Source organism: Kitasatospora sp. NPDC034023 (assembly GCF_055575795.1).
This window is the reverse complement of record NZ_JBVIRY010000019.1, coordinates 86,569-107,228: the sequence shown is the minus strand read 5'-3', so window position 1 is coordinate 107,228 and position 20,660 is coordinate 86,569. Positions and strand designations below refer to the sequence as shown.

General features: G+C 72.8%; 17 protein-coding genes. 11 read left to right on the top strand and 6 right to left on the bottom strand.

Annotation, left to right across the window (positions count from 1 at the left end; genetic code table 11):
• Nucleotides 1-188 precede the first annotated feature (188 nt).
• Nucleotides 189-944, top strand: coding sequence for a MerR family transcriptional regulator (locus tag ACZ52R_RS24735; RefSeq protein ID WP_465618678.1), 756 nt, complete (start codon nt 189-191; stop codon nt 942-944).
• An 81-nt stretch (nt 945-1,025) separates the two neighbouring features.
• On the opposite strand, the gene ACZ52R_RS24730 is transcribed toward ACZ52R_RS24735, so the two are convergent.
• The 4 genes from ACZ52R_RS24730 to ACZ52R_RS24715 form a co-directional block, all read right to left on the bottom strand.
• On the bottom strand, nt 1,026-3,221 hold the full coding sequence (locus tag ACZ52R_RS24730; RefSeq protein ID WP_465754150.1) for a 3-hydroxyacyl-CoA dehydrogenase NAD-binding domain-containing protein: 2,196 nt from the start codon (nt 3,219-3,221) through the stop codon (nt 1,026-1,028).
• Between the two features lie 39 nt (nt 3,222-3,260).
• Entirely contained in the window at nt 3,261-4,475 is a 1,215-nt protein-coding gene (locus tag ACZ52R_RS24725; protein ID WP_360509349.1) for an acetyl-CoA C-acetyltransferase, read from the bottom strand.
• Nucleotides 4,476-4,602: 127 nt separating this feature from the next.
• On the bottom strand, nt 4,603-5,745 hold the full coding sequence (locus ACZ52R_RS24720; RefSeq protein ID WP_465618674.1) for an acyl-CoA dehydrogenase family protein: 1,143 nt from the start codon (nt 5,743-5,745) through the stop codon (nt 4,603-4,605).
• Nucleotides 5,746-5,747: 2 nt separating this feature from the next.
• Nucleotides 5,748-6,950 carry a CaiB/BaiF CoA transferase family protein gene (locus tag ACZ52R_RS24715; protein ID WP_465754179.1) on the bottom strand — a complete coding sequence of 401 codons (1,203 nt, stop codon included), beginning with the start codon at nt 6,948-6,950 and terminating at the stop codon, nt 5,748-5,750.
• Between the two features lie 296 nt (nt 6,951-7,246).
• Here ACZ52R_RS24715 and ACZ52R_RS24710 point away from each other — a divergent pair, with 296 nt between their 5' ends.
• From ACZ52R_RS24710 to ACZ52R_RS24690, 5 genes are all read left to right on the top strand, one after another.
• Nucleotides 7,247-7,804, top strand: a complete 558-nt coding sequence (locus tag ACZ52R_RS24710; protein ID WP_465663820.1) for a GNAT family N-acetyltransferase — start codon at nt 7,247-7,249, stop codon at nt 7,802-7,804.
• A 168-nt stretch (nt 7,805-7,972) separates the two neighbouring features.
• Complete coding sequence (locus ACZ52R_RS24705; protein ID WP_465618670.1) at nt 7,973-8,953, top strand: hypothetical protein; 981 nt, start codon at nt 7,973-7,975, stop codon at nt 8,951-8,953.
• Nucleotides 8,950-10,221, top strand: a complete 1,272-nt coding sequence (locus tag ACZ52R_RS24700) for a sensor histidine kinase (RefSeq protein WP_465618668.1) — start codon at nt 8,950-8,952, stop codon at nt 10,219-10,221. The genes ACZ52R_RS24705 and ACZ52R_RS24700 overlap by 4 nt, the downstream gene beginning before the upstream one ends.
• The gene (locus tag ACZ52R_RS24695; protein WP_465618666.1) at nt 10,218-10,991 is read left to right on the top strand and encodes a response regulator transcription factor; all 774 of its coding nucleotides are present in this window, start codon (nt 10,218-10,220) and stop codon (nt 10,989-10,991) included. Before ACZ52R_RS24700 ends, ACZ52R_RS24695 begins: the two co-directional genes overlap by 4 nt.
• 157 nt (nt 10,992-11,148) lie before the next feature.
• Entirely contained in the window at nt 11,149-11,796 is a 648-nt protein-coding gene (locus ACZ52R_RS24690; RefSeq protein WP_465618664.1) for a Pr6Pr family membrane protein, read from the top strand.
• 138 nt (nt 11,797-11,934) lie between these two features.
• Here the strand turns inward: ACZ52R_RS24690 and ACZ52R_RS24685 are convergent, their stop codons facing one another.
• A complete protein-coding gene (locus ACZ52R_RS24685) occupies nt 11,935-13,542 on the bottom strand; it encodes an ABC-F family ATP-binding cassette domain-containing protein (RefSeq protein WP_465618662.1) in 1,608 nt (535 codons plus the stop codon).
• A 484-nt stretch (nt 13,543-14,026) separates the two neighbouring features.
• Between ACZ52R_RS24685 and ACZ52R_RS24680 the strand changes: the two genes are divergently transcribed.
• From ACZ52R_RS24680 to ACZ52R_RS24665, 4 genes are all read left to right on the top strand, one after another.
• Nucleotides 14,027-15,250, top strand: a complete 1,224-nt coding sequence (locus ACZ52R_RS24680; protein WP_465663822.1) for a trypsin-like serine peptidase — start codon at nt 14,027-14,029, stop codon at nt 15,248-15,250.
• A 126-nt stretch (nt 15,251-15,376) separates the two neighbouring features.
• Complete coding sequence (locus ACZ52R_RS24675; RefSeq protein WP_465754149.1) at nt 15,377-17,014, top strand: ABC-F family ATP-binding cassette domain-containing protein; 1,638 nt, start codon at nt 15,377-15,379, stop codon at nt 17,012-17,014.
• Nucleotides 17,015-17,208: 194 nt separating this feature from the next.
• Nucleotides 17,209-17,829 carry a nitroreductase family protein gene (locus tag ACZ52R_RS24670; RefSeq protein WP_465618792.1) on the top strand — a complete coding sequence of 207 codons (621 nt, stop codon included), beginning with the start codon at nt 17,209-17,211 and terminating at the stop codon, nt 17,827-17,829.
• A 133-nt stretch (nt 17,830-17,962) separates the two neighbouring features.
• Nucleotides 17,963-18,622, top strand: a complete 660-nt coding sequence (locus ACZ52R_RS24665) for a GNAT family N-acetyltransferase (RefSeq protein WP_465663824.1) — start codon at nt 17,963-17,965, stop codon at nt 18,620-18,622.
• 27 nt (nt 18,623-18,649) lie between these two features.
• Here ACZ52R_RS24665 and ACZ52R_RS24660 read toward each other — a convergent pair whose 3' ends face one another.
• The gene (locus ACZ52R_RS24660; RefSeq protein ID WP_465663825.1) at nt 18,650-19,603 is read right to left on the bottom strand and encodes an aldo/keto reductase; all 954 of its coding nucleotides are present in this window, start codon (nt 19,601-19,603) and stop codon (nt 18,650-18,652) included.
• Between the two features lie 429 nt (nt 19,604-20,032).
• Here ACZ52R_RS24660 and ACZ52R_RS24655 point away from each other — a divergent pair, with 429 nt between their 5' ends.
• Complete coding sequence (locus ACZ52R_RS24655; protein WP_465618652.1) at nt 20,033-20,629, top strand: choice-of-anchor C family protein; 597 nt, start codon at nt 20,033-20,035, stop codon at nt 20,627-20,629.
• The last annotated feature ends 31 nt before the right edge of the window (nt 20,630-20,660 follow it).

Below are 20,660 nucleotides of genomic sequence, written 5' to 3'. Positions count from 1 at the left end.
CCGCACCCAGCCGCCCCGGCATCCGTCGGCATCCCGGCTCTCGGCGCGCCAGCGGCAGCGGCAGCCAGCGGCCACCGGCGGGCCACCACGACGGGCGGCCGGTGGCGGTCCGCCGGTGGACCGCCACCGGCCGCACTGTCACACTGCTGCTGTCACAGCAGGAGTGTGCCAGCGCGGGAGGGAAGCACATGGGGGAGCACGGCGCCGTGACGGGCGGGGTTCGGCTGACGGTGGACGAGCTGGCGGCGCGGGCTGGGGTGACCGTGCGGACCGTGCGGTTCTACGGGACGAAGGGTTTGCTGCCGCCGCCGGAGTTGGGGCCGCGGCGGGTGGGGCTGTACGGGGCGGCGCACCTGGACCGGCTGGGGCTGATCGAGGAGTTGCAGCGGCAGGGGCTGACGCTGGCGGCGATCGAGCGGTACTTGGCGCGGTTGCCGGAGGACAGTACGCCGCTGGATCTGGCGATCCACCGGGCGCTGGTGGCGTCCTGGACGCCTGAGGCCGCCGAGGAGCTGGGGCGGGCGCAGCTGGAGCGGCGGGCCGGTCGGGGGCTGTCGGAGGCGCAGGTGGAGCGACTGGCGGCGATGGGGGCGTTGGAGCGGACCGACGACCCGGAGGTGTTCCGGGTGGATCCGGGCCTGTTGCCGCTGGGTGTGCGGATCCTGGACGTGCCGATCCCGCTGGAGACGCTGCTGGCCGCCCGGGCGGTGGTGCTGGAGCACAGCCGGGCGACGGCACGGGAGTTGCAGCGGCTGTTCCGGGAGACGGTGTGGAAGCCGTACCGGGAGAGCGAGCCGGCACCGGAGGAGCTGGCCCGGATGAAGGCGTTGACGGACCACATCCAGCCGATGGTGGCGCAGGCGCTGGTGACGGCGTTCCAGCGCTCCCTGCGGGAGGAACTGGGCCAGGAACTCGACCAGGAACTGGACCAGGAGCCGAGCTAGGAGCCGAGCTAGGAGAACGCCAGGAGCCGGGTGAGGCCGTGCGGGACACGGCCTCACCCGGAACCCGGGCAGCACCCCGGGTCAGTCCGTGAACGTCCGCCCCTCCGCGGCGATCCGCTCCAGCAGCGCCGGCGGCGCGAACCGCTCGCCGTAGGCGGCGGCGAGTTCGCGGGCGCGGGCCGCGAACCCGGCCGGTCCGCCTTCGTAGCCGTTGATGTACTGGAACACGCCGCCGGTCCAGGCCGGGAAGCCGATGCCGATGATCGAGCCCACGTTGGCATCGGCGACCGAGGTCAGCACGCCTTCCTCGAGGCAGCGCACCGAGTCCAGCGCCTCGCTGAACAGCATCCGCTCCTTGAGGTCCTCGAAGGGCACCTCGGCGCCGCCCGAGCCGTCCGAACCGGAGCCGGAGCCGGAGAAGTGCTCCAGCAGCCCGGGCCAGAGCCGCCCGCGCTTGCCGTCCTCGCCGTACTCGTAGAAGCCCGCGCCGCCGCTGCGTCCCGGGCGGGCGAACTCGTCGACCATCCGGTCCACGACCGCGTCGGCCGGGTGCGGCGTCCAGGTGCCGCCGGTGGCCTCGACCGAGCGCCGGTACTCGTCGCGGATCTTGCGCGGCAGGGTGAGGGTGAGCTCGTCCATCAGGGAGAGCACCTTGGCGGGGTAGCCGGCCTGGGCGGCGGCCTGCTCGATGGAGGCGGGGTGGATGCCCTCACCGACCATGGCGACGCCCTCGTTGAGGAACTGGCCGATCACCCGCGAGGTGAAGAAACCGCGCGAGTCGTTGACCACGATCGGGGTCTTGTCGATCTGCCGGACCAGGTCGAAGGCGCGGGCGAGGGCCTCGTCGCCGGTCTGCGGGCCGCGGATGATCTCCACCAGTCGCATCTTGTCGACCGGCGAGAAGAAGTGCAGGCCGATGAAGTCGCCGGTGCGCCGGACGCCTTCGGCGAGCAGGCCGATCGGCAGGGTGGAGGTGTTGGAGCAGAGCAGCGCGTCGGGGGCGACGACGTCCTCGATCTCCTGGAACACCTTGTGCTTGAGTTCGGTGTTCTCGAAGACCGCCTCGATCACCGTGTCGCAGCCGGCCAGCTCGGCGGCGTCGCCGGTGGGGGTGATCCGGGCGAGCAGTTCGTCGCGCTTGGCCTCGGTGGAGCGGCCGCGCGCGATGGCCTTGTTCAACAGCCCTTCGGAGTAGGCCTTTCCGCGCTCGGCGGCCTCGACGGTCGTGTCCTTGAGGACGACGTCGAGGCCGGCCTTGGCGCAGGCGTAGGCGATGCCCGCGCCCATCATCCCGGCGCCGAGCACGGCGACCTTGCGGACCGGCCGCCGCTCGATGCCCTTGGGGCGCCCGGCACCGGAGTTGACCGCCTGCATGTCGAAGAACAGCGCCTGGATCATGTTCTTGCTGGTCTGGCCGCAGGCGAGTTCGGTGAAGTAGCGGGCCTCGATCACCATCGCGGTGTCGACGTCGACCTGGGCGCTCTCCACCGCGGCGGCCAGGACGTTGCGCGGGGCCGGGTAGGGCGCGCCGTTCAGCTGCTTGCGCAGGTTGGCCGGGAAGGCGGGCAGGTTGGCGGCGAAGGCCGGGGTGGCGGGGGTGCCGCCGGGGACCTTGTACCCCTTGACGTCCCAGGGCTGGACGGCGGTCGGGTTGGCCTCGATCCAGGCGCGCGCCCGGGTGGTCAACTCCTCGGGGGTGTCGACGAGTTCGTGCACCAGTCCGTGTTCCAGCGCCTGCGCCGGGCGGTACTGGCGGCCCTGCAGCAGGAACTTCAGCAGGGCGTCGGTGATGCCGAACAGCCGCACCGTACGGACCACTCCTCCGCCGCCCGGCAGCAGGCCGAGGGTGACCTCGGGCAGGCCGATCCGGCTCGCCGGGGTGTTCAGCGCGATGCGGTGGTGGCAGGCGAGGGTGATCTCCAGGCCGCCGCCGAGCGCGCTGCCGTTGACGGCGGCGACGACCGGCTTGCCGAGGGTCTCCAGCGTGCGCAGCGCGCGCTTGATCCGCATGGACTTCTCGAAGACGGCCTCGGCGTCCTCGGGGCGGGCGGCGGAGAGCATCCGCAGGTCTCCGCCGGCGAAGAAGGTCTTCTTGCCGGAGGTGATCACCACGCCGCGCAGGGCGTCCCCGAGTGCGGCCAGCCGCCCGACGACGGTCTCGAAGTCGGCGGTGAAGGCCTCGTTCATGGTGTTGACGGACTGGGTGGGGTCGTCGAGGACGAGGGTGACCACGCCGTCCTGGTCCTGCTCCCAGCGGATGGTGGTGGTGTCGCTCATGAAGTTCTCCAGGTCTGCCAGGTCTACCGGGGGCCGGACTCAGATGCGCTCGACGATGGTGGCGATGCCCATGCCACCGCCCACGCACAGGGTGATCAGGCCGTAGCGCAGGTCGCGCCGCTCGAGTTCGTCGATGACGGTGCCGAGCAGCATCGCGCCGGTGGCGCCGAGCGGGTGGCCGAGGGCGATCGCGCCGCCGTTGACGTTCACCTGGTCGTGGCGGAAGCCGAGTTCGCGGATGAAGCGGAGCGCGACGGCGGCGAAGGCCTCGTTGATCTCGACCAGGTCGATGTCGGCGGCGGTGAGCCCGGCCTTGGCGAGCGCCTTGTGGGTGGCCGGGGCGGGGCCGGTGAGCATGATGGTGGGCTCGGAACCGGAGACGGCGGCGGAGACGATCCGGGCGCGCGGGCGCAGCCCGTACCGCTCGCCGACCTCGCGGTTGCCGATGGCGACGAGGGCGGCGCCGTCCACGATGCCGGAGGAGTTGCCCGCGTGGTGGACGTGGTCGATGGCCTCCACCCAGTGGTACTTCTGCAGGGCGACGGCGTCGAAGCCGCCGGCCTCGCCGATGGCGGCGAAGGAGGGCTTGAGGCCGGCCAGGGTCTCCACGGTGGTGCCGGGGCGGATGAACTCGTCGCGCTCCAGCACGACGAGGCCGCTGCGGTCGCGCACCGGGACCACCGAGCGGTCGAACAGGCCGTCCGCCTGGGCCTTGGCGGCGCGGGCCTGGGACTCGGCGGCGAAGGCGTCCACGTCGGTGCGGGAGAGGCCTTCGATGGTGGCGATCAGGTCGGCGCCGATGCCCTGCGGGACGAAGTTGGTCTCGTAGGCGGTCATCGGGTCGGCGAACCAGGCGCCGCCGTCGGAGGCCATCTTGACCCGGGACATCGACTCCACGCCGCCGGCCAGGACCAGGTCCTCCCAGCCCGAACGGACCTTGGCGGCGGCCAGGTTGACGGCTTCCAGACCGGAGGCGCAGAAGCGGTTCTCCTGGACGCCGGCGACGGTGTCGGGCAGACCGGCCGCGACGGCGGCGATCCGGGCGATGTCGGAGCCCTGGTCGCCGACCGGGCTGACCACGCCGAGCACGATGTCGTCGATCGCGGCCGGGTCCAAGCCGGGGAAGCGGCTGCGCAGTTCGTGGATCAGGCCGACGACCAGGTCGATCGGCTTGGTGCCGTGCAGCGAGCCGTTGGCCTTGCCCCGGCCGCGCGGGGTGCGGATCGCGTCGTAGACGTACGCTTCGGTGGTCACGATGGGAATGCCTTTCGGGGGCTTCGGGCTTCGGACTTCGGGGTTCGGGCTCGAGCTTCGGACTTCGGGCTTCGAGGCGGGCGGGGCGGGGCGGGGCCTCGGCGGGGCAGGGGCTCGGCGGAGGGGGTCAGCCGAGGATGGAGCGGCCCACGATCTCCTTCATGATCTCGGTGGTGCCGCCGTAGATGGTCTGGATGCGGCCGTCGGTGAATGCCCGGGCGACCGGGAACTCGCTCATGTACCCGTATCCTCCGTGCAGTTGGAGGCAGCGGTCGGCGGTGCGCTTCTGCAGTTCGGTGGCCCACCACTTGGCCATCGAAGCGTCGGCCGGGGTGAGCGCGTAGCGGTTGTGCTCGGTGATGCAGCGGTCGACGAAAGCCCGGGTGACGGCGCACTCGGTGGCCAGCTCGGCGATCTCGAAGCGGACGTGCTGCAGCTTGGCGAGCGGCCGGCCGAAGGCCTCGCGCTGCTTGACGTAGTCGGTGGTGATCTCGACCAGGTACTCGGCGCCGGCGATCGCCGAGGCGGCGATGGTGAGCCGCTCCTGGGCGAGGTTCTGCATCAGGTGGACGAAGCCGCCGTTGAGCTCGCCGATCAGGTTCTCCTTCGGCACCCGGACGTCCTCGAAGAACAACTCGGCGGTGTCCTGGGCCTTCTGGCCGATCTTGTCGAGGTTGCGGCCGCGCTCGAAGCCGGGCATCCCGCGTTCGACGGCCAGCAGGCTCAGGCCGTGCGCGCCGCCCTCGGGGGTGGTGCGGGCGACCACGATGACGAGGTCGGCGAGGATGCCGTTGGAGATGAAGGTCTTGGCGCCGTTGAGCAGGAAGTGGTCGCCCTGGTCGACCGCCTGGGTGCGGATGCCCTGCAGGTCGGAGCCGGTGCCGGGCTCGGTCATCGCGATCGCGGTGATCAGCTCGCCGGAGCAGAACCCGGGCAGCCAGCGACGCTTCTGCTCCTCGGTGGCGAGGGAGGTGAGGTAGGGGCCGATGATGTCGTTGTGCAGGCCGATCGCCAGCCCGGAGGCGCCGGCCCGGGCGAACTCCTCGGCCAGCACGGCGGCGTAGCGGAAGTCCGGCGTGCCGCCACCGCCGTACTCCTCGGGGACGGCGAGGCCGAGCAGGCCCTGGCGGCCGGCCGCGACCCAGGCGGAGCGGTCGACGATGCCGGCCTTCTCCCAGCGGTCGTAGTGCGGCAGCACCTCCTTGGCGAGGAAGGCCCGTACGGCGGCCCGGAAGTCGTCGTGCTGCTCGGTGAAGATCTCGCGCTGCAACGCTACTCTCCTTGCTCTGCTGCGGAGTTGCCCGCCTCGAAGGTGTCTGCCTCGGGGTTGTCTGCCTCGGGGGTGCCCACTGCGGGGTTGTCTGCCTCCGAGCCGTCCGCCCCGGAGGTGAGGGATGGCACGGCCCAGTGCCGGGCCACCTCGGCAGTGTCCGCGCCGGGGCGGGCCGGCGGGCGGCGCAGCGCGCCGGGGGTGGCGGAGAAGCGCGGGGCGGGGGCGGGCTGGGTGACGCCGTCCACCTCGACGTACGTCCCGCGCGCCGACAGGTGTCCGTCGCCCGCCGCCTGACGCATCGTCAGCACTGGTTCCACGCAGGCGTCGGAGCCCGCGAAGACGGCCTCCCAATCGGCCCTGGTCCGGGTGGCGAAGCGGGCGGCGATCCGGGCGCGCAGTTCGGGCCAGCGGTCGAGGTCGTACTGACCGGGCGCGTCCGGGCCGAGTTCCAGCAGCCGGGCGAATTCGGCGTAGAAGCGCGGTTCCAGCGCGCCGACGGCCAGGTGTCCGCCATCGGCCGCTCGGTAGACGGCGTAGAACGGCGCGCCGCCGTCCAGCAGGTTGACGCCACGGCGGTCCTGCCAGTGGCCGGCCGCGAGCAGGCCCCACAGCATGCTGCCGAGGTGTGCCGCGCCGTCGACGATCGCGGCGTCCACCACCTGGCCCGTGCCGGTGGCCCGGGCGTGGTGCAGCCCGGCGAGCAGGCCGACGACCAGGTAGAGCGAGCCGCCCGCGTAGTCGCCCAGCAGGTTGGCCGGGATTCCGGGTGCCTCGTCGGCGCCCCCGGGGGCCGCCACCAGCCCCAGCACCCCGGCCACCGCTGCGTATCCGAGGTCGTGTCCGGCGGTCGCGGCCCGGGGGCCCTGCTGCCCCCAGCCGGTCATCCGCCCGTACACCAGCGCCGGATTGCGCGCCAGGCACGCCTGCGGCCCGACCCCGAGCCGCTCGGCGACACCCGGCCGGTAGCCCTCGATCAGCAGATCGGCCCGCTCCACCAGGTCCAGCACCAGCCCGGGCCCTTCGGGCGACTTCAGGTCGACCAGCACCGAGCGCTTGTTGCGGTTGCTGAGGTCGTACGCCGGGTCGGTTCCGAGCGGCGACGGCTCGGGGCGGTCGACCCGCACCACGTCCGCCCCGAGGTCTCCCAGCAGCATCGCCGCGAACGGCCCCGGCCCGATTCCGGCGAGTTCCACCACTCGCACACCCGCCAACGGGCCCCGGGCGCCCTCGCCCACCGGACTGCTCGTGTCACGCACTGGCCGCAGAACCCTTCGGGGTTTGACAGTAAAGCTGTAACACTCGGGATGATAGGCAAGCGACCCGCCGGTAACAAGACCTCCACCGCCACCCGCGCCGCCCCGCACCGCACGCGTGCAGCCCAGCGTGCGGCCGGCGAAAGGGATCCGGGGAAAAAGTGTCGGACGCCTGTCGCCGTAATGGCCTAGGGTGCGAGTCAGCCATTACGGCAGACAGACAAACAGACAACGGGGAAAGCGTCATGACCACTGCCCAGCACCCTGCCCAGCCTCATGCCCAGCACCCTGCCCGCACGGTCGTCGCCGTCTCCGAACGGCTGGTGCTCACGCAGCCGCAGCAGGGGGACGCGGGGGCCATGTTCGCCGTCCACGGGGATCCGGAGACCAACCGGTACAACCCGCACGGGCCGCAGCGGGACATCGCGGCGGCCCAGGAGGCCTTGGACGGTTTCGTGGCCGACTGGGTGCGGGACGGCGTGGGGTACTGCGCGGTGTCGACGCGGGAGGAGCCGGAGGTGATCATCGGGTTCGCCGGGCTGTACCTGCACACGCTGGACGGGGAGCGGGTGTTCAACCTCTACTACCGGTTCCGGCCGTCCGCCTGGGGCCAGGGGTACGCGGCCGAGGCGGCGCGCGCGGCGATGGCGGAGGGGCGGCCGCGGTTCCCCGGCATCCCGGTGGTCGCGCTGATCCGGGCCGACAACCTGCCCTCCCGCCGGCTCGCCGAGCGGCTCGGACTGGTGGCGGACCCGGACGGCCGGGTCGACGACGAGGACCGGCTGATCCACCGGATGGCCTGATGCTCTGACGCTCTGACGGCTGACCGCCTGACCGCCTGACCGCCTGACCGCCTGACCGCCTGACGGTCTGACGGTCTGACGGTCTGAGCCGAAGATCCCCCACCGGGGGGAGACGGATCCCGCCCCGGGCGGAGGACCGCGGCCTGGGCGGGACGCGACCGTGGAGGCATGAGGATCAACGAAGGCGTCGTACGGGCCGGAGCGGCATGGACGGCGGTGGCGGCGACAGGGCCCTACCTGACGCTCAAGCTGCTCTGGCTGACCGGCCATCCGGTGGGGGCGGACGATCCCGGCTCGATGCACAAGCTCTGGCTGCTGAACCTGCTCACCTTCGGGATGGACGCGATCGCCGTCGCCCTGGCGCTGGCCTTCGTGCGGCCGTGGGGGCGGCGGGCGCCGGCCGGGCTGGTGGCGTTCCCCATGTGGGTGGCGACCGGGCTGCTCGGCACCATCCTGGTGGCGCTGCCGCTGTTCCTGCTGAGCGCCCTGGTGCTGGGTCCGGAGCACAGCGCCGACCCGAACGACAAGGGCCTCGGCGACTGGGTCTTCCTCGTCGTGTACGGCGGGTTCACGGTGCAGGGACTCGCGCTGATCACCGCCTTCGCCCTGTACGCCCGGCAGCGCTGGGCCGGGCTGCTCAAGGAACGGATCGGCGACCTGCCGGACTCCCCCACACTGACCGTGCAGCGCGCCCTCGCCTGTGTCGCCGCGCTGCTCGCCGCCGGCGTCGCGGCGGCCCGGGCGTACTGGGCGGCGGGCGGCACCGCCGGCATGCCGATCGCGATGACGGAGGACGGGAACCGGGGCGCGGCGGTGATGGACGGGGTGTTCGCCGTGATGGCGGTGGCCGCGGCGACGGCGCTGCTGGTCCTGGTCTTCCGGATCCGGCCGCGGCGGCGGCTGCTCGGCCCGCTGCTGGCGGTCTGGACCGCGGCCGGCTCGCTGTTCAGCTGGGGCAGCTGGCAGATGGTGGCCTTCGGAGCGACCACGACCCGGGTGAGCGACCTGCGGATGGCCGTGCCCGGGCTGATGCCCCTGGTGCAGACCGCCCAGGTGATGACCGGGGTGCTGGTACTGGTCGTCGGGGCGATGGCGCTGACCGAACGGGGAGCCCGGGCCGGCGCCCCTGACGTAAAGTCACCCGGGTGATCACGGGGGCGGGCACGCGGCTGCGGCGTGCGGTGGAGGCGGTGTTCGGGCGGCGGGCCCGGCTGCGCTGGGCACACCTGGTGCTGGGCGCCGCGCTGCTGATGCCGTACTGGCTGCTCTCGGTGGTGATGCTCGGGGCGCTCAACACCGACCAGGCGCCCGGCCGGCAGGTGCTGCTGCAGGTCCTCTCGCTGTTCACCTCGCTGCCGATGGCCGCCGTCACCGCGCTGGTGCCCACGGTCCGGGGGCTGGAGGGCGCGGCCGCGCGGGCGCTGTGCACGGCCCCCCGACCGGAGGAGCTGGCCACCGGGCCGGCCCGCTCGTGGCCGGCCCGGTGGCGCACCGCGCTCTGGTTCGTGCTCCACCTGTTCTTCGGCGGGGTGGTCGCCGGGATGACACTGGCCGGGACGCCGTTCGCGGTGGTACTGATCTTCTCGTTCGGCGGAGCCCAGGACCTCATCCGCTTCTGGGAGGACCGGTTCCCCGGCTGGATGTTCACCGGCCCCACCCTCGGCATCGCCGTCCTGCTGCTGATCGTCCTCACCAACGCCGCCTGCGGCGCACTGCTAGCCCGCTGGGCACCCGCCCTGCTCGGCCCCACCCCGGAGGAGCGGCTGGCCGCCGCCGAGCGCCGGGCCACCATGCTCGCCCAGCGCAACCGGCTGGCCCGCGAACTGCACGACTCGGTCGGGCATGCGCTCAGCGCCGTCGGCATCCAGGCCTCGGCGGCCGCCCGGGTGCTGCGCACCAACCCCGACTTCGCCGCCGAGGCGCTGCAGGCGATCGAGGAGACCGCGCGGGCGGCCGTCGCCGAACTCGACACCGTGCTCGGCCTGCTGCGCGAGGAGGACCCGGAGGCCGCCGGACCGGCCGGACCCACCCTCGCCGGGCTGGACGACCTGCTGCGCCAACTCGCCCGCACCGGGGTGGCGGTGGACGCCGACTTGGCCCCCGGCCTGACCGGCCTGCCTGCCCCGGTCTCCCGCGAGGCGTACCGGATCGTGCAGGAGGGCCTGACCAACGTGCTGCGGCACGCCGGGCCGGCCCCGGCCGGGCTGCGGGTCGGCCTGGCCGACGGCCGGCTGGAGATCGAACTGACCAACCCGCTGGGCCCCGCCCGCCCGAGCCGCCCCGGTGGCGGGCGCGGGCTGCGCGGGATCGGGGAGCGCGCGACGGCCCTGCGCGGCGGCAGCACCGCCGGGCCGAGCGCGGACGGAACGACGTGGCGGCTGGCCGTCTGGCTGCCGGTGGGAGGGACCGCACGATGAGAGACGGGGACACGGTGAACGGCGGACACGGCAGGAACAGCGGCGAGCGCGAAAGCGGGGACGGGCGCGAGGACCGCCGCGCGGACGACGGCAAGGACGGCCGCGAGGACGGCATCCGGGTGGTGATCGCCGACGACGAACGGCTGGTCCGGATGGGCCTGCGGGTGGTGATCGACGCCGAGCCCGACCTCACCGTGGTCGGCGAGGCCGCCGACGGCGCCGAGGTCGTCCCGCTGGTGCGCGAACTGCGGCCGGACGTCGTACTGATGGACGTCCGGATGCCCGGCATCAACGGGATCCGGGCCACCGAGCAGCTGGTCGGCGGCATGGCCGAGCCGCCGAGGATCCTGGTGGTCACCACCTTCGAGCACGACGACCACGTGTACGACGCGCTGCGCGCGGGCGCCGCCGGGTTCCTGCTGAAGCGGGCCCGGGCGGAGGAGATGGTGCAGGCGGTACGGCTGGTCGCGCGCGGGGACTCGCTGCTCTTCCCGGCGGCCGTCCGCGAACTCGCGGTGCGCCACGGCACGGACCGCCGCAGGGAGGCCGCAGTCGAGCGGGGGCCGATCGGGCGGCTGACCGAACGGGAGGGGCAGGTGCTGCGGCTGATGGCCACCGGGCTCAACAACGGCGAGATCGCCGCTCGGCTGGTGGTGAGCCAGGAGACGGTGAAGACCCACGTCGGCAGTGTGCTCGCCAAGCTCGGCGCGCGGGATCGCACCCAGGCGGTCATCGCGGCGTACGAGTCCGGGTTCGTACTGCCGGCCTGAGTCGTACTTCCGGCCGCAGCGTCCGGCCTGAGGTGCCGGCCTGAGCTCCGCAGGGGTCGCACACAGGTTCCACCTCGCCCGTACCAGCGAGTAGAGTGCGATTTTCCCCTCAGCCGTCCGATACCTCCCGTATCGCCTGAAACGAACTGGTGGCCGCATGACAGTCCGGACCCGACCCGCGCTGTGGTGGCGCATGGGAATCGTGCTCTCGGCGGGCCTCGGCCTGACCCTCGGGACGGCACCGCTGGTGTACTTCACCGTGCAGAGCAACGTGATCGTGCTCGGCTACTTCATCGGAGCGGTGTACTGGATGATCCAGCGCGGCACCGTGGACGCGCCCGCGCCCCGGCTGCGCGGCGCCGCCACCCTGTACATCCTGATCACCGGGCTCGTCTCGCACGTCCTGCTGCAGCACGGCGCCAGCCCCCTGCCCGGGCTGGTCAGCGGGCCGGACAAGCTGGCGCACTGGTCCTCGTTCTTCCTGCACTACGTGACACCGGTGATGGTGATCGTCGACTGGCTGGTGCTGAAGCCGCGCAACGCGGCGGCCTGGAAGGACATCCCACTCTGGCTGGCCTTCCCGCTCGGCTACGCGGCGATCGTGCTCGCCCGCAACGCCCTGTTCGCCGACTACCCACTGCCGTACCCGTACTTCTTCTTCGACCCGACCACCAAGGGCTACGGCTACGTCTGGGGCCAGATCGCCCAGTTGACCGTCGAGTTCGTCGTGCTCGCCGCCCTCGTCGTCGGGCTGGACCGGCTCGGGACACTGGTCGCGGGCAAGCTCAAGCCCGCCCGAGCGTAGGCACGTCCGGCGGCCGGGCTCAGGGACTCGTCCCTGAGCCCGGCCGCCGGGTTCTCGCCCCAGCCGCCAGGTGCTCGCCCCAGCCGCCCCGGCTTCTCTGCTGCCCCGGCGGAGCGGTGTTCGCTACATCGGTGTCCGCTACATCGGATCCACCGCCCGCAGGTCGCCGTCCAGCTCCAGCCACCTCGTCACGCCCAGGCCGCGCAGGAACGGCAGGTCGTGGCTGGCCACGATCAGCGCGCCCCGGTAGGCGGCCAGCGCCTGGGTGAGCTGGTGGACGCTGGCGAGGTCCAGGTTGTTGGTCGGCTCGTCGAGCAGCAGCAGCTGCGGCGGCGGGTCGGCCAGCAGCAGGGCAGCCAGCGTGGCGCGGAACCGCTCGCCGCCGGAGAGGGTGGCAGCCGGCTGGTCGGCCCGGGCGCCGCGGAACAGGAAGCGGGCGAGCCGGGCGCGGATCGCGTTGTCCCCGGCGGCCGGGGCGAACAGTTTGACGTTCTGGACGACGCTGAGCTCGTCGTCCAGCAGGTCGAGCCGCTGCGGGAGGTGCCGCAGCGGCACCGGGGTGGTGATCTCTCCTTCCAGTGGGGCGAGTTCGCCCGCGATGGCGCGCAGCAGGGTGGACTTGCCGGCCCCGTTGCGGCCGACCAGGGCGATCCGTTCGGGGCCGCGCAGGTCGAGGTCGGCGGTGCCGCCGTGCGGCAGCCGGACCTTCTGCAGGGTGAGGACGGTGCGCCCGGCCGGGACCTCGGTGCGCGGCAGGTCGATCCGGATCTCGGCGTCGTCGCGTACCGCTTCCTCGGCCGCGCTGAGCCGTGCCTTGGCGTCCTCCAGCCGCTCGGTGTGCATGCCCTGGAGCCGCCCGGCGGTCTCCTGGCCCTTGCGTTTGAGCATCCCGGCGAAGATGTGCGGGTCGTTGCGGGTGACCGAGCGCTTCCTGCCGTACGCGGCGCTGCGGTCCAGCCGGCTCCGGGCCTCGACCAAGTCCCGCTTCTGGCGCTGGACATCGGCCTCGGCGTTGCGCAGCAGCCGCTCGGCGGTCTCCTGCTGGGCGGTGAGGGTGCGCTCGTAGTCGGCGAAGTTGCCGCCGTACCAGGTGACGTCGCCGTCCCGCAGGTCGGCGATCTGGTCGACGTGCTGCAGCAGTTCGCGGTCGTGGCTGACGATCAGCATCACGCCGTGCCAGCCGGCCACCGTCTCGTAGAGCCGCTCGCGGGCGGCCCGGTCGAGGTTGTTGGTGGGTTCGTCCAGCAGCAGGACGTCGGGGCGGGCCATCAGCAGGGCGGCCAGCCGCAGCAGCACCGCCTCGCCGCCGGAGAGTTCGCCGGTGGTGCGGTCGAGGCCGAGGCGGCGCAGGCCGAGCCGGTCGAGCGTGGCGCGGGCGCGCTCCTCGACGTCCCAGTCGTCGCCGACGGCGTCGAAGTGGCGCTGGTCGGTGTCGCCGGACTCGATGGCGTGCAGGGCCTCGCGGGCGGCCCGGATGCCGAGTGCCTCGTCCACTCGCAGGGTGGTGTCGAGTGTCAGGCCCTGTGGCAGGTAGCCGAGTTCGCCGTCGACCCGGACGGTGCCGCCGGTCGGGGTGAGGTCGCCGGCGATCAGCCGCAGCAGGGTGGACTTGCCCGCGCCGTTGAGCCCGATCAGGCCGGTGCGGCCGGGGCCCACGGCGAGGTGGAAGCCGTCCAGGACGGGCTTGCCGTCGGGCCACTCGAACGCGAGGTCGGTGCAGAGGACGGCGGTGGTGGGTTGTGCCATGAAGGCCTCCCGGGATGGTTGCCGATGGGGTGGTGAGCAACACGGGGAGACGCCGCTGGTGCGGAACCGGTCCGGCCGGAGGGGGACGAAGGGGTGGCGTCACACGGAGGATCGCCACGGGGCCGTGACTGAGGTCGCACACGCGCGCACCACGCGGCAGCAGGGCCTGCGTGGCGGGGCGGTGTCCCGGGACCTCAGTAGAGCAACGGCCTTCTCCTTGTCTGGCTGATGACCCGAACCACGCTAGGCACACCGGGGAACGTGTGCAACCGATTTTCCGGCCGCGACGGGATCCCGACGAGGCCCCGACGGAGGCTCCGTGCCGATCCCGTGCCAATCCGGTGACAGCCTCGTCCCGGTCAGGGGTGGGTGTAAGGAGTTCCTTATCCACATGGCAGACTCCTCACCGCCATACCTGCGGCGAAGTGCAGCCGTACCCGCGGAACGGGCCGTATGGCGGTAGTCAACAGGGGGATTTGAACTCATGTCACCGATATCCCGGCCGAGCCGTGCCGTCCTGGGCGCCTCCGTCGCCGCACTGACCATGGTGGTCGCCACCGCGTGCGGACCGGACAACAGCGACCCGGCCGGCGCCCAGACCACGGCCCCCTCCGTCGCGGCCAGCGCCTCCGGCAAGCCGGGCGCGGCGCCGATCAAGCTTCCGACGCTCGAAGAGCTGAAGACCTGGAAGCCCGAGGACTGGGACAAGTGGGCCCAGGCGAACGTCATCACCCCGGCGGTCAAGGGCTACTGGACCCTGCAGAAGCTGCTGGAGGCCAAGCCGAAGCCGCTGCCCCAGGCCCCGGCCCAGGACCCGACGCAGGCGCCCGCCCAGCCGACCGCGCAGCCCACCAGCGCCGCCCCGGCCCCGGCCCAGCCCACCGCCGCCCAGCCGCCGGTCGGCCCGGACCAGATGCCCGCCATGGTCCCGGCGAAGCCCGTGGCGCACCCGTTCCCGAAGAACATGCACGTCAACGGCAAGCTCTTCTTCAAGGACGGCAACGACGACTACGTGTGCTCCGGCACCGTCGTCTCCGACCCGGCCAACCCGGGCAAGAGCAACCTGGTGTGGACCGCGAGCCACTGCCTGCACGGCGGCAAGGGCAACAAGTACTACACCGACATCACCTTCGCCCCGGCCTTCAACAGCAACGGCGTGCTGAGCAACGGCAACAAGCAGAAGTCCAAGCTGGACGACGCCGAGCCGTACGGCGAGTGGGGCGCGACCGCCGGCATGGTCTCCCCGCAGTGGACCGCCGAGGCCGACCCGGAGCACGGCGGCCCGTGGAGCCAGTACGACTTCGGCATCATCAAGGTCGCCAACCCCGACCCGAACGGCAAGTCGCTGGAGGAGACCGTCGGCGGCTCGGTGCCGCTGTGGTTCAACGCCCCGCGCGACCAGCTGGCCGCCGTCTCCAACTACGGCTTCCCGGAGGGCAAGCCCTTCGACGGCGTCGAGCTGGAGCACTGCGACGGCGGCAAGCCGTCCAAGAAGACCGGCGACCCGAGCCGCCCGGCGATGCTGCTGATCGGCTGCAACATGACCGGCGGCAGCAGCGGCGGCGGCTGGTACGCGACCAAGGACGGCAAGCCAGCCCTGGTCAGCGACACCTCCATCGGCAACGGCGCGAACACCTACGAGGCCGGTCCGTACCTGGAGGACGTGGCCCAGCACATGTTCGACTACTTCTCGAAGAAGGCCAAGTGATCCACGGGGGATGATCCCCCACCGGTCCCGGGGGCCGCGGCTGCCACAGCCGCGGCCCCCGGGCCTTTCCGTTGCCGGCCGGCTTTTTCCGGTGCCGGCCCTGTTCCTCCTACAATCGGGCCCATCATGAGCGCGACACTCGTAGTCAAGGACCTCAGCGCCGGCCACGGCGAACGCACCCTCTTCTCCGGCCTGGACCTGGTCATCGCCCCCGGCGACGTGATCGGCCTGGTCGGTGTGAACGGCGCCGGAAAGTCGACCCTGCTCCGGCTGCTGGCGGGCCTGGACACCCCCGAGGGCGGCTCGCTGCGGCTGAGCCCGGCCGGTGCCAACATCGGCCACCTCCCGCAGGAGCCGGAGCGGCGCGAGGGCGAGTCGGTGCGCGCGTTCCTGGCCCGCCGCACCGGCGTGGCGGCCGCCCAGGCCGCGCTGGACGAGGCCACCGAGGGCCTGGTCGAGGGCCGGGCGGGCGCCGACGACGCGTACGCGGCGAGCCTGGACCGCTGGCTGGACCTCGGCGGCGCCGACCTGGAGGAGCGGGCCGAGGAGGTCGCCGACTCCCTCGGGCTGAAGGTCTCGCTCGACCTGCCGATGACCGCGCTCTCCGGCGGCCAGGCCGCCCGGGCCGGCCTCGCCTCGCTGCTGCTCTCCCGCTACGACGTCTTCCTGCTCGACGAGCCCACCAACGACCTCGACCTGGACGGCCTGGAGCGGCTGGAGGCCTTCGTCAAGGGCCTGCGCACCGGCACCGTGCTGATCAGCCACGACCGCGAGTTCCTGGCCCGCACCGTGACCAAGGTCCTGGAGCTGGACCTGCACCAGCAGCAGGTCAACCTGTACGGCGGCGGCTACGAGGCGTACCTGGAGGAGCGGTCGGTGGCCCGCCGGCACGCCCGCGAGGATTACGAGGACTACGCCGACACCAAGGCCGGGCTGGAGGCCCGCGCCCGGATGCAGCGCGGCTGGATGGAGCACGGCGTGCGCAACGCCCGCCGCAAGTCCTCCGACAACGACAAGATCGGTCGCGCGATGCGCTCCGAGTCCACCGAGAAGCAGGCCTCCAAGGCCCGCCAGACCCAGCGGATGATCGAGCGCCTGGAGGTGGTCGAGGAGCCCCGCAAGGAGTGGGAGCTGCGGATGGAGATCGCCGCCGCGCCGCGCTCCAGCTCGGTGGTCGCCACCCTGAACGGGGCCACGGTCCGGCGCGGCGACTTCGCCTTCGGCCCGGTGGACCTGCAGATCGACTGGGCCGACCGGGTCGCCATCACCGGCGCCAACGGCGCGGGCAAGTCCACGCTGCTGGCCGCCCTGCTCGGCCGCCTCGAACTCGACGGCGGCAGCGGCTCGCTGGGCTCCGGCGTGGTGGTCGGCGAGGTGGACCAGGCGCGCGGCCTGTTCCTCGGCGGGGAGCCGCTGGCGGAGGCCTTCGCTGCCGCCGTACCGGAGCTCTCGCCGGAGGACGTGCGCACCCTGCTGGCCAAGTTCGGCCTGAAGGCGGTGCACGTGATGCGCCCGGCCGGCACCCTCTCCCCCGGCGAGCGCACCCGGGCCGCGCTGGCGCTGCTGCAGGCCCGCGGGGTCAACCTGCTGGTCCTGGACGAGCCCACCAACCACCTGGATCTGGCCGCGATCGAGCAGCTGGAGTCCGCACTCGGCTCGTACACCGGCACCCTGCTGCTGGTCACCCACGACCGGCGGATGCTGGACACCGTCGCGGTGAACCGGCGGATCGAGGTCCGGGACGGGCGGGTGCACGAGCTGTAGCGGCCACTATTGGTCTCTACCTCTTCCCGGAGGGACCGCCATGTGCTGTGCTGTCGCCCATGGTTGACAGGACAGACGTTGACGCAGACGTCGACAGCACGGACATCGACAGTGCGGTGAGCCCCGTGGCGGAGAGCACCGTGGCGGAGAGCACCGTGGCGGGGACGTCCCACCCGACCGTCCCCCTCGCCCCCATGACGGTCCCGGCCCACGAGGCCGAGGCCCGCAGCAGGTCCTTCCACGAGGTGATGGCCCAGCGCCGGACCGTCCGCGACTACGCGACCCGCCCGATCCCGGACGGGGTGGTCGAGTGGGCGGTCCGGACCGCGAGCACCGCGCCCAGCGGCGCACACGTCCAGCCCTGGCGGTTCGTGGTGATCACCGACCCGGAGCGCAAGCGGCGGCTGCGCGAGGCCGCGGAGGCCGAGGAGCGCGAGTTCTACGGCCACCGGGCGTCGGAGGAGTGGCTGGCCGCGCTGGCGCCGATCGGCACCGACTGGCGCAAGCCGTTCCTGGAGGACGCGCCGGCCGTGATCGTCGTGTTCGAGGTGCACAAGGGGCCCGGATCGCCGCGCCCGTACTACACCAAGGAGTCGGTGGGGATCGCGGTCGGGCTGCTGCTGGCCTCGCTGCACCAGGCCGGACTGGCCACGCTGACCCACACACCGAGCCCGATGAGGTTCCTCAACGAGGTGTGCGACCGCCCGGCCGAGGAGCGGGCGGCGTACGTGATTCCGGTCGGTTACCCGGCCGAGGGAGCACGTGTGCCGGACCTGCGGCGCAAGGAGCTCGACGAGGTGCTGGTCCGGCTCTGACGCGCCCCGGTCGGCGGCCGTACGCCGGGGCCGCGACCGCGCGCCGGGGGCCTCCGCCGTGCGCGCCCGCCATCAGGGGGCTTCCGACCGGGCCGAATGGTGACAGGTCCGGGCCAAGGACATAATCGCCGTCATGAGCCAAGCACAGCCACGGTCCTGTGACTCCGTCCCGGTCGAAGAGGCGCGCACGGCCGACCGGGCGCGGGCGGCGGCCGAGGTGACCACCGGGCGGCCGCCCGAGCTGCTGCGGCTGCCCGGCGGTCTCTGGCTGCGCCGCCGCGGCAGCACCCACGCGGTGGCGCTGAACCGGGCCGTCCGGGCCAACCTGGAGCACCTGCGGCCCTGGATGGAGTGGGCGGCCGAGGCCCCGACCCGGGCCCAGACCGCCGAGCTCACCCGGGCCGGCTCCGCCGCCTGGGAGGCCGGCACCGACTTCATGTACCTGGTCGGCCTGGACGCCGAACCCGGCGCCGTGATCGGCGCCGTCGGCCTGCACGGGCGGATCGGCCCGGGCGCACTGGAGATCGGGTACTGGGTCGGCGCCGGGCACGTCGGCCGGGGCATCGCCACCACCGCGGCCGGGGCGCTGACCGAGGCCGCGCTGGCCCTGCCCGGGATCACCCGGGTCGAGATCCACTGCGACCGGGCGAACGCCGCCAGCGCGGCCGTCCCGCGCAAGCTCGGCTACCGGCTGGACCGGGTCGCCGCGGCCGCCGTCCGGGCTCCGGGCGAGACCGGACGGCAGCTGGTGTGGGTCAAGGAACGGACCGGGTCCGTGCGGGACGGCCGGTAGCGCCCGCCGGCCGGTAGCGCCCGCCGGTCAGTAGCGCCCGCCGGTCGGCGCCGGCAGCGCGTCCAGCTCGGCGAGGTCGGCCGCCGAGAGCACGACCTCGGCCGCGCCCACGTTGTCCACCAGGTAGCGCGGCGTCCGGGTGCCCGGGATCGGGAAGACGTACCGGCCCTGCGCCAGCACCCAGGCCAGCGCCACCTGCGCGGGCGTGGCACCGATCCGCTCGGCGACCTCCCGGACCTTCCCGACCAGCGCCAGGTTCGCCTTCAGCGCGTCCTGCTGGAAGCGCGGCAGCCGGCGGCGGAAGTCGTCGGCGGGCAGCTCGTCGAAGGAGGCGATGCTGCCGGTCAGGAAGCCCCGGCCGAGCGGGGAGAACGGCAGGACGGCGATGCCCTGCTCCTCGGTGTACGGCAGGACCTCGGCCAGCGCGTCCCGGGTCCACAGGGACAGCTCGTTCTGCACGGAGGCCACCGGGTGCACCGACTGCGCCCGCTTGATCTCCTCGACGGTCACCTCGGAGAGGCCGATGCTCCGGGCCTTGCCCGCCGCGACGACCTCGGCGAACGCGCCCCAGGTCTCCTCGATCGGGACCTGCGGGTCGACCCGGTGCAGCTGGTAGAGGTCGACGTGGTCGGTGCCCAGGCGGCGCAGGCTCTCGTCGATCGAGCGGCGCACGTGCTCGGGCCGGCCGTCGCGCTCCTGCTGGCCGTTGCCGCCCGGGACGATGCCCACCTTGGTGGCCAGGAAGGCGCGCTCCCGGTACGGGCCGGCCAGGGCGGCGCCGACGACCTCCTCATTGGTGTACGGGCCGTACATGTCGGCGGTGTCGATCAGGCCGACGCCGAGGTCCAGCGCCTGCCGGATCACCCGGACGGAGTTCTCGTCGTCCCGGTTCTGCACGTCGTAAGCCCAGGTCATGCCCATGCAGCCGAGGCCGATGACGCCGATCTCGGGGCCCTTGGTACCGAACGAGGCCTTGCGCATGACGGTGCTCCCATGTGTTGTCTTCGCGGTGGTTCGTGTCGTGGTTCGTGTGGCGGTTCGCGCAGTGATTCGCGTGGTGGTGCGTGATCAACGCCTTCAGCTTTCACCTTGGAGTGCACTCAAGGTCAAGTCCGTTCGTACGGCCATCGGCTCACCGCGGGGGGTGCGGGCGGGGCGCACGATTCCGGTTTCACCACCAGGCAGGAAGACCCGGCCGTCAGCCCCCCGTCGTTCGTCCCCGGACCTTTCACCGGGTCATCACAGGTACCCCTCCGCCAAACCGGCGCGCGAGAGCCCGCGCGCGAGCACCCCGCACCACCGGGCGCCGCCCGTCCGGCCTTGGCAGGGCCCACCGGGACGGTCGACGCTCTGTGCACGGCCGATCATCGGCTCATCGCCTCACACCTCACATCCCATCGGGGAGGACCCATGCAGCTCTCGCGCACCCGCGTCACCGTCGTCGCCCTGCTCGCGGCCGCCGCCACCGCGCTCGCCGTCCCGGCGCAGGCCGCCGGCGGGCACCGCGCGCTCAGTCACTTCGACGACGGCAGCTTCGAGACGCCCAAGGCCCCGGCGAACGCCTTCACCGAGTTCAGCGCCGGCCAGGTCATCGGCCCGTGGCAGGTCGTCAGCGGCAGCGTCGACCTGAGCGGCGCGGGCTTCTGGCAGGCCGCCGAGGGCGACCAGTCGCTGGACCTCAACGGCGGCAGCAGCGGCACCGTCGCCCAGACCTTCACCACCGTCCCGGGCGCCACCTACTCGGTGACGTACGCGCTGGCCTCCAACCCCGCGGGCGGCCTGGCGCTGAAGACCGGCCGGGCCCTGATCGACGGTCAGGACTTCCAGGACTTCTCCTTCGACTCCACCGGCAAGACCAGGGCCGCGATGGGCTACGTGGGGCGGCAGTTCAGCTTCGTCGCCCAGAACTCGTCCACCACGCTGTCCTTCGCCAGCACCGTGGCGGGGGCGTACGGACCGGTGATCGACAACGTGCAGGTCAAGGAGTGCAAGCCCTGCTGCGGCTGACCGACCGACCCGCGGGGGCCGCCACCGTCCC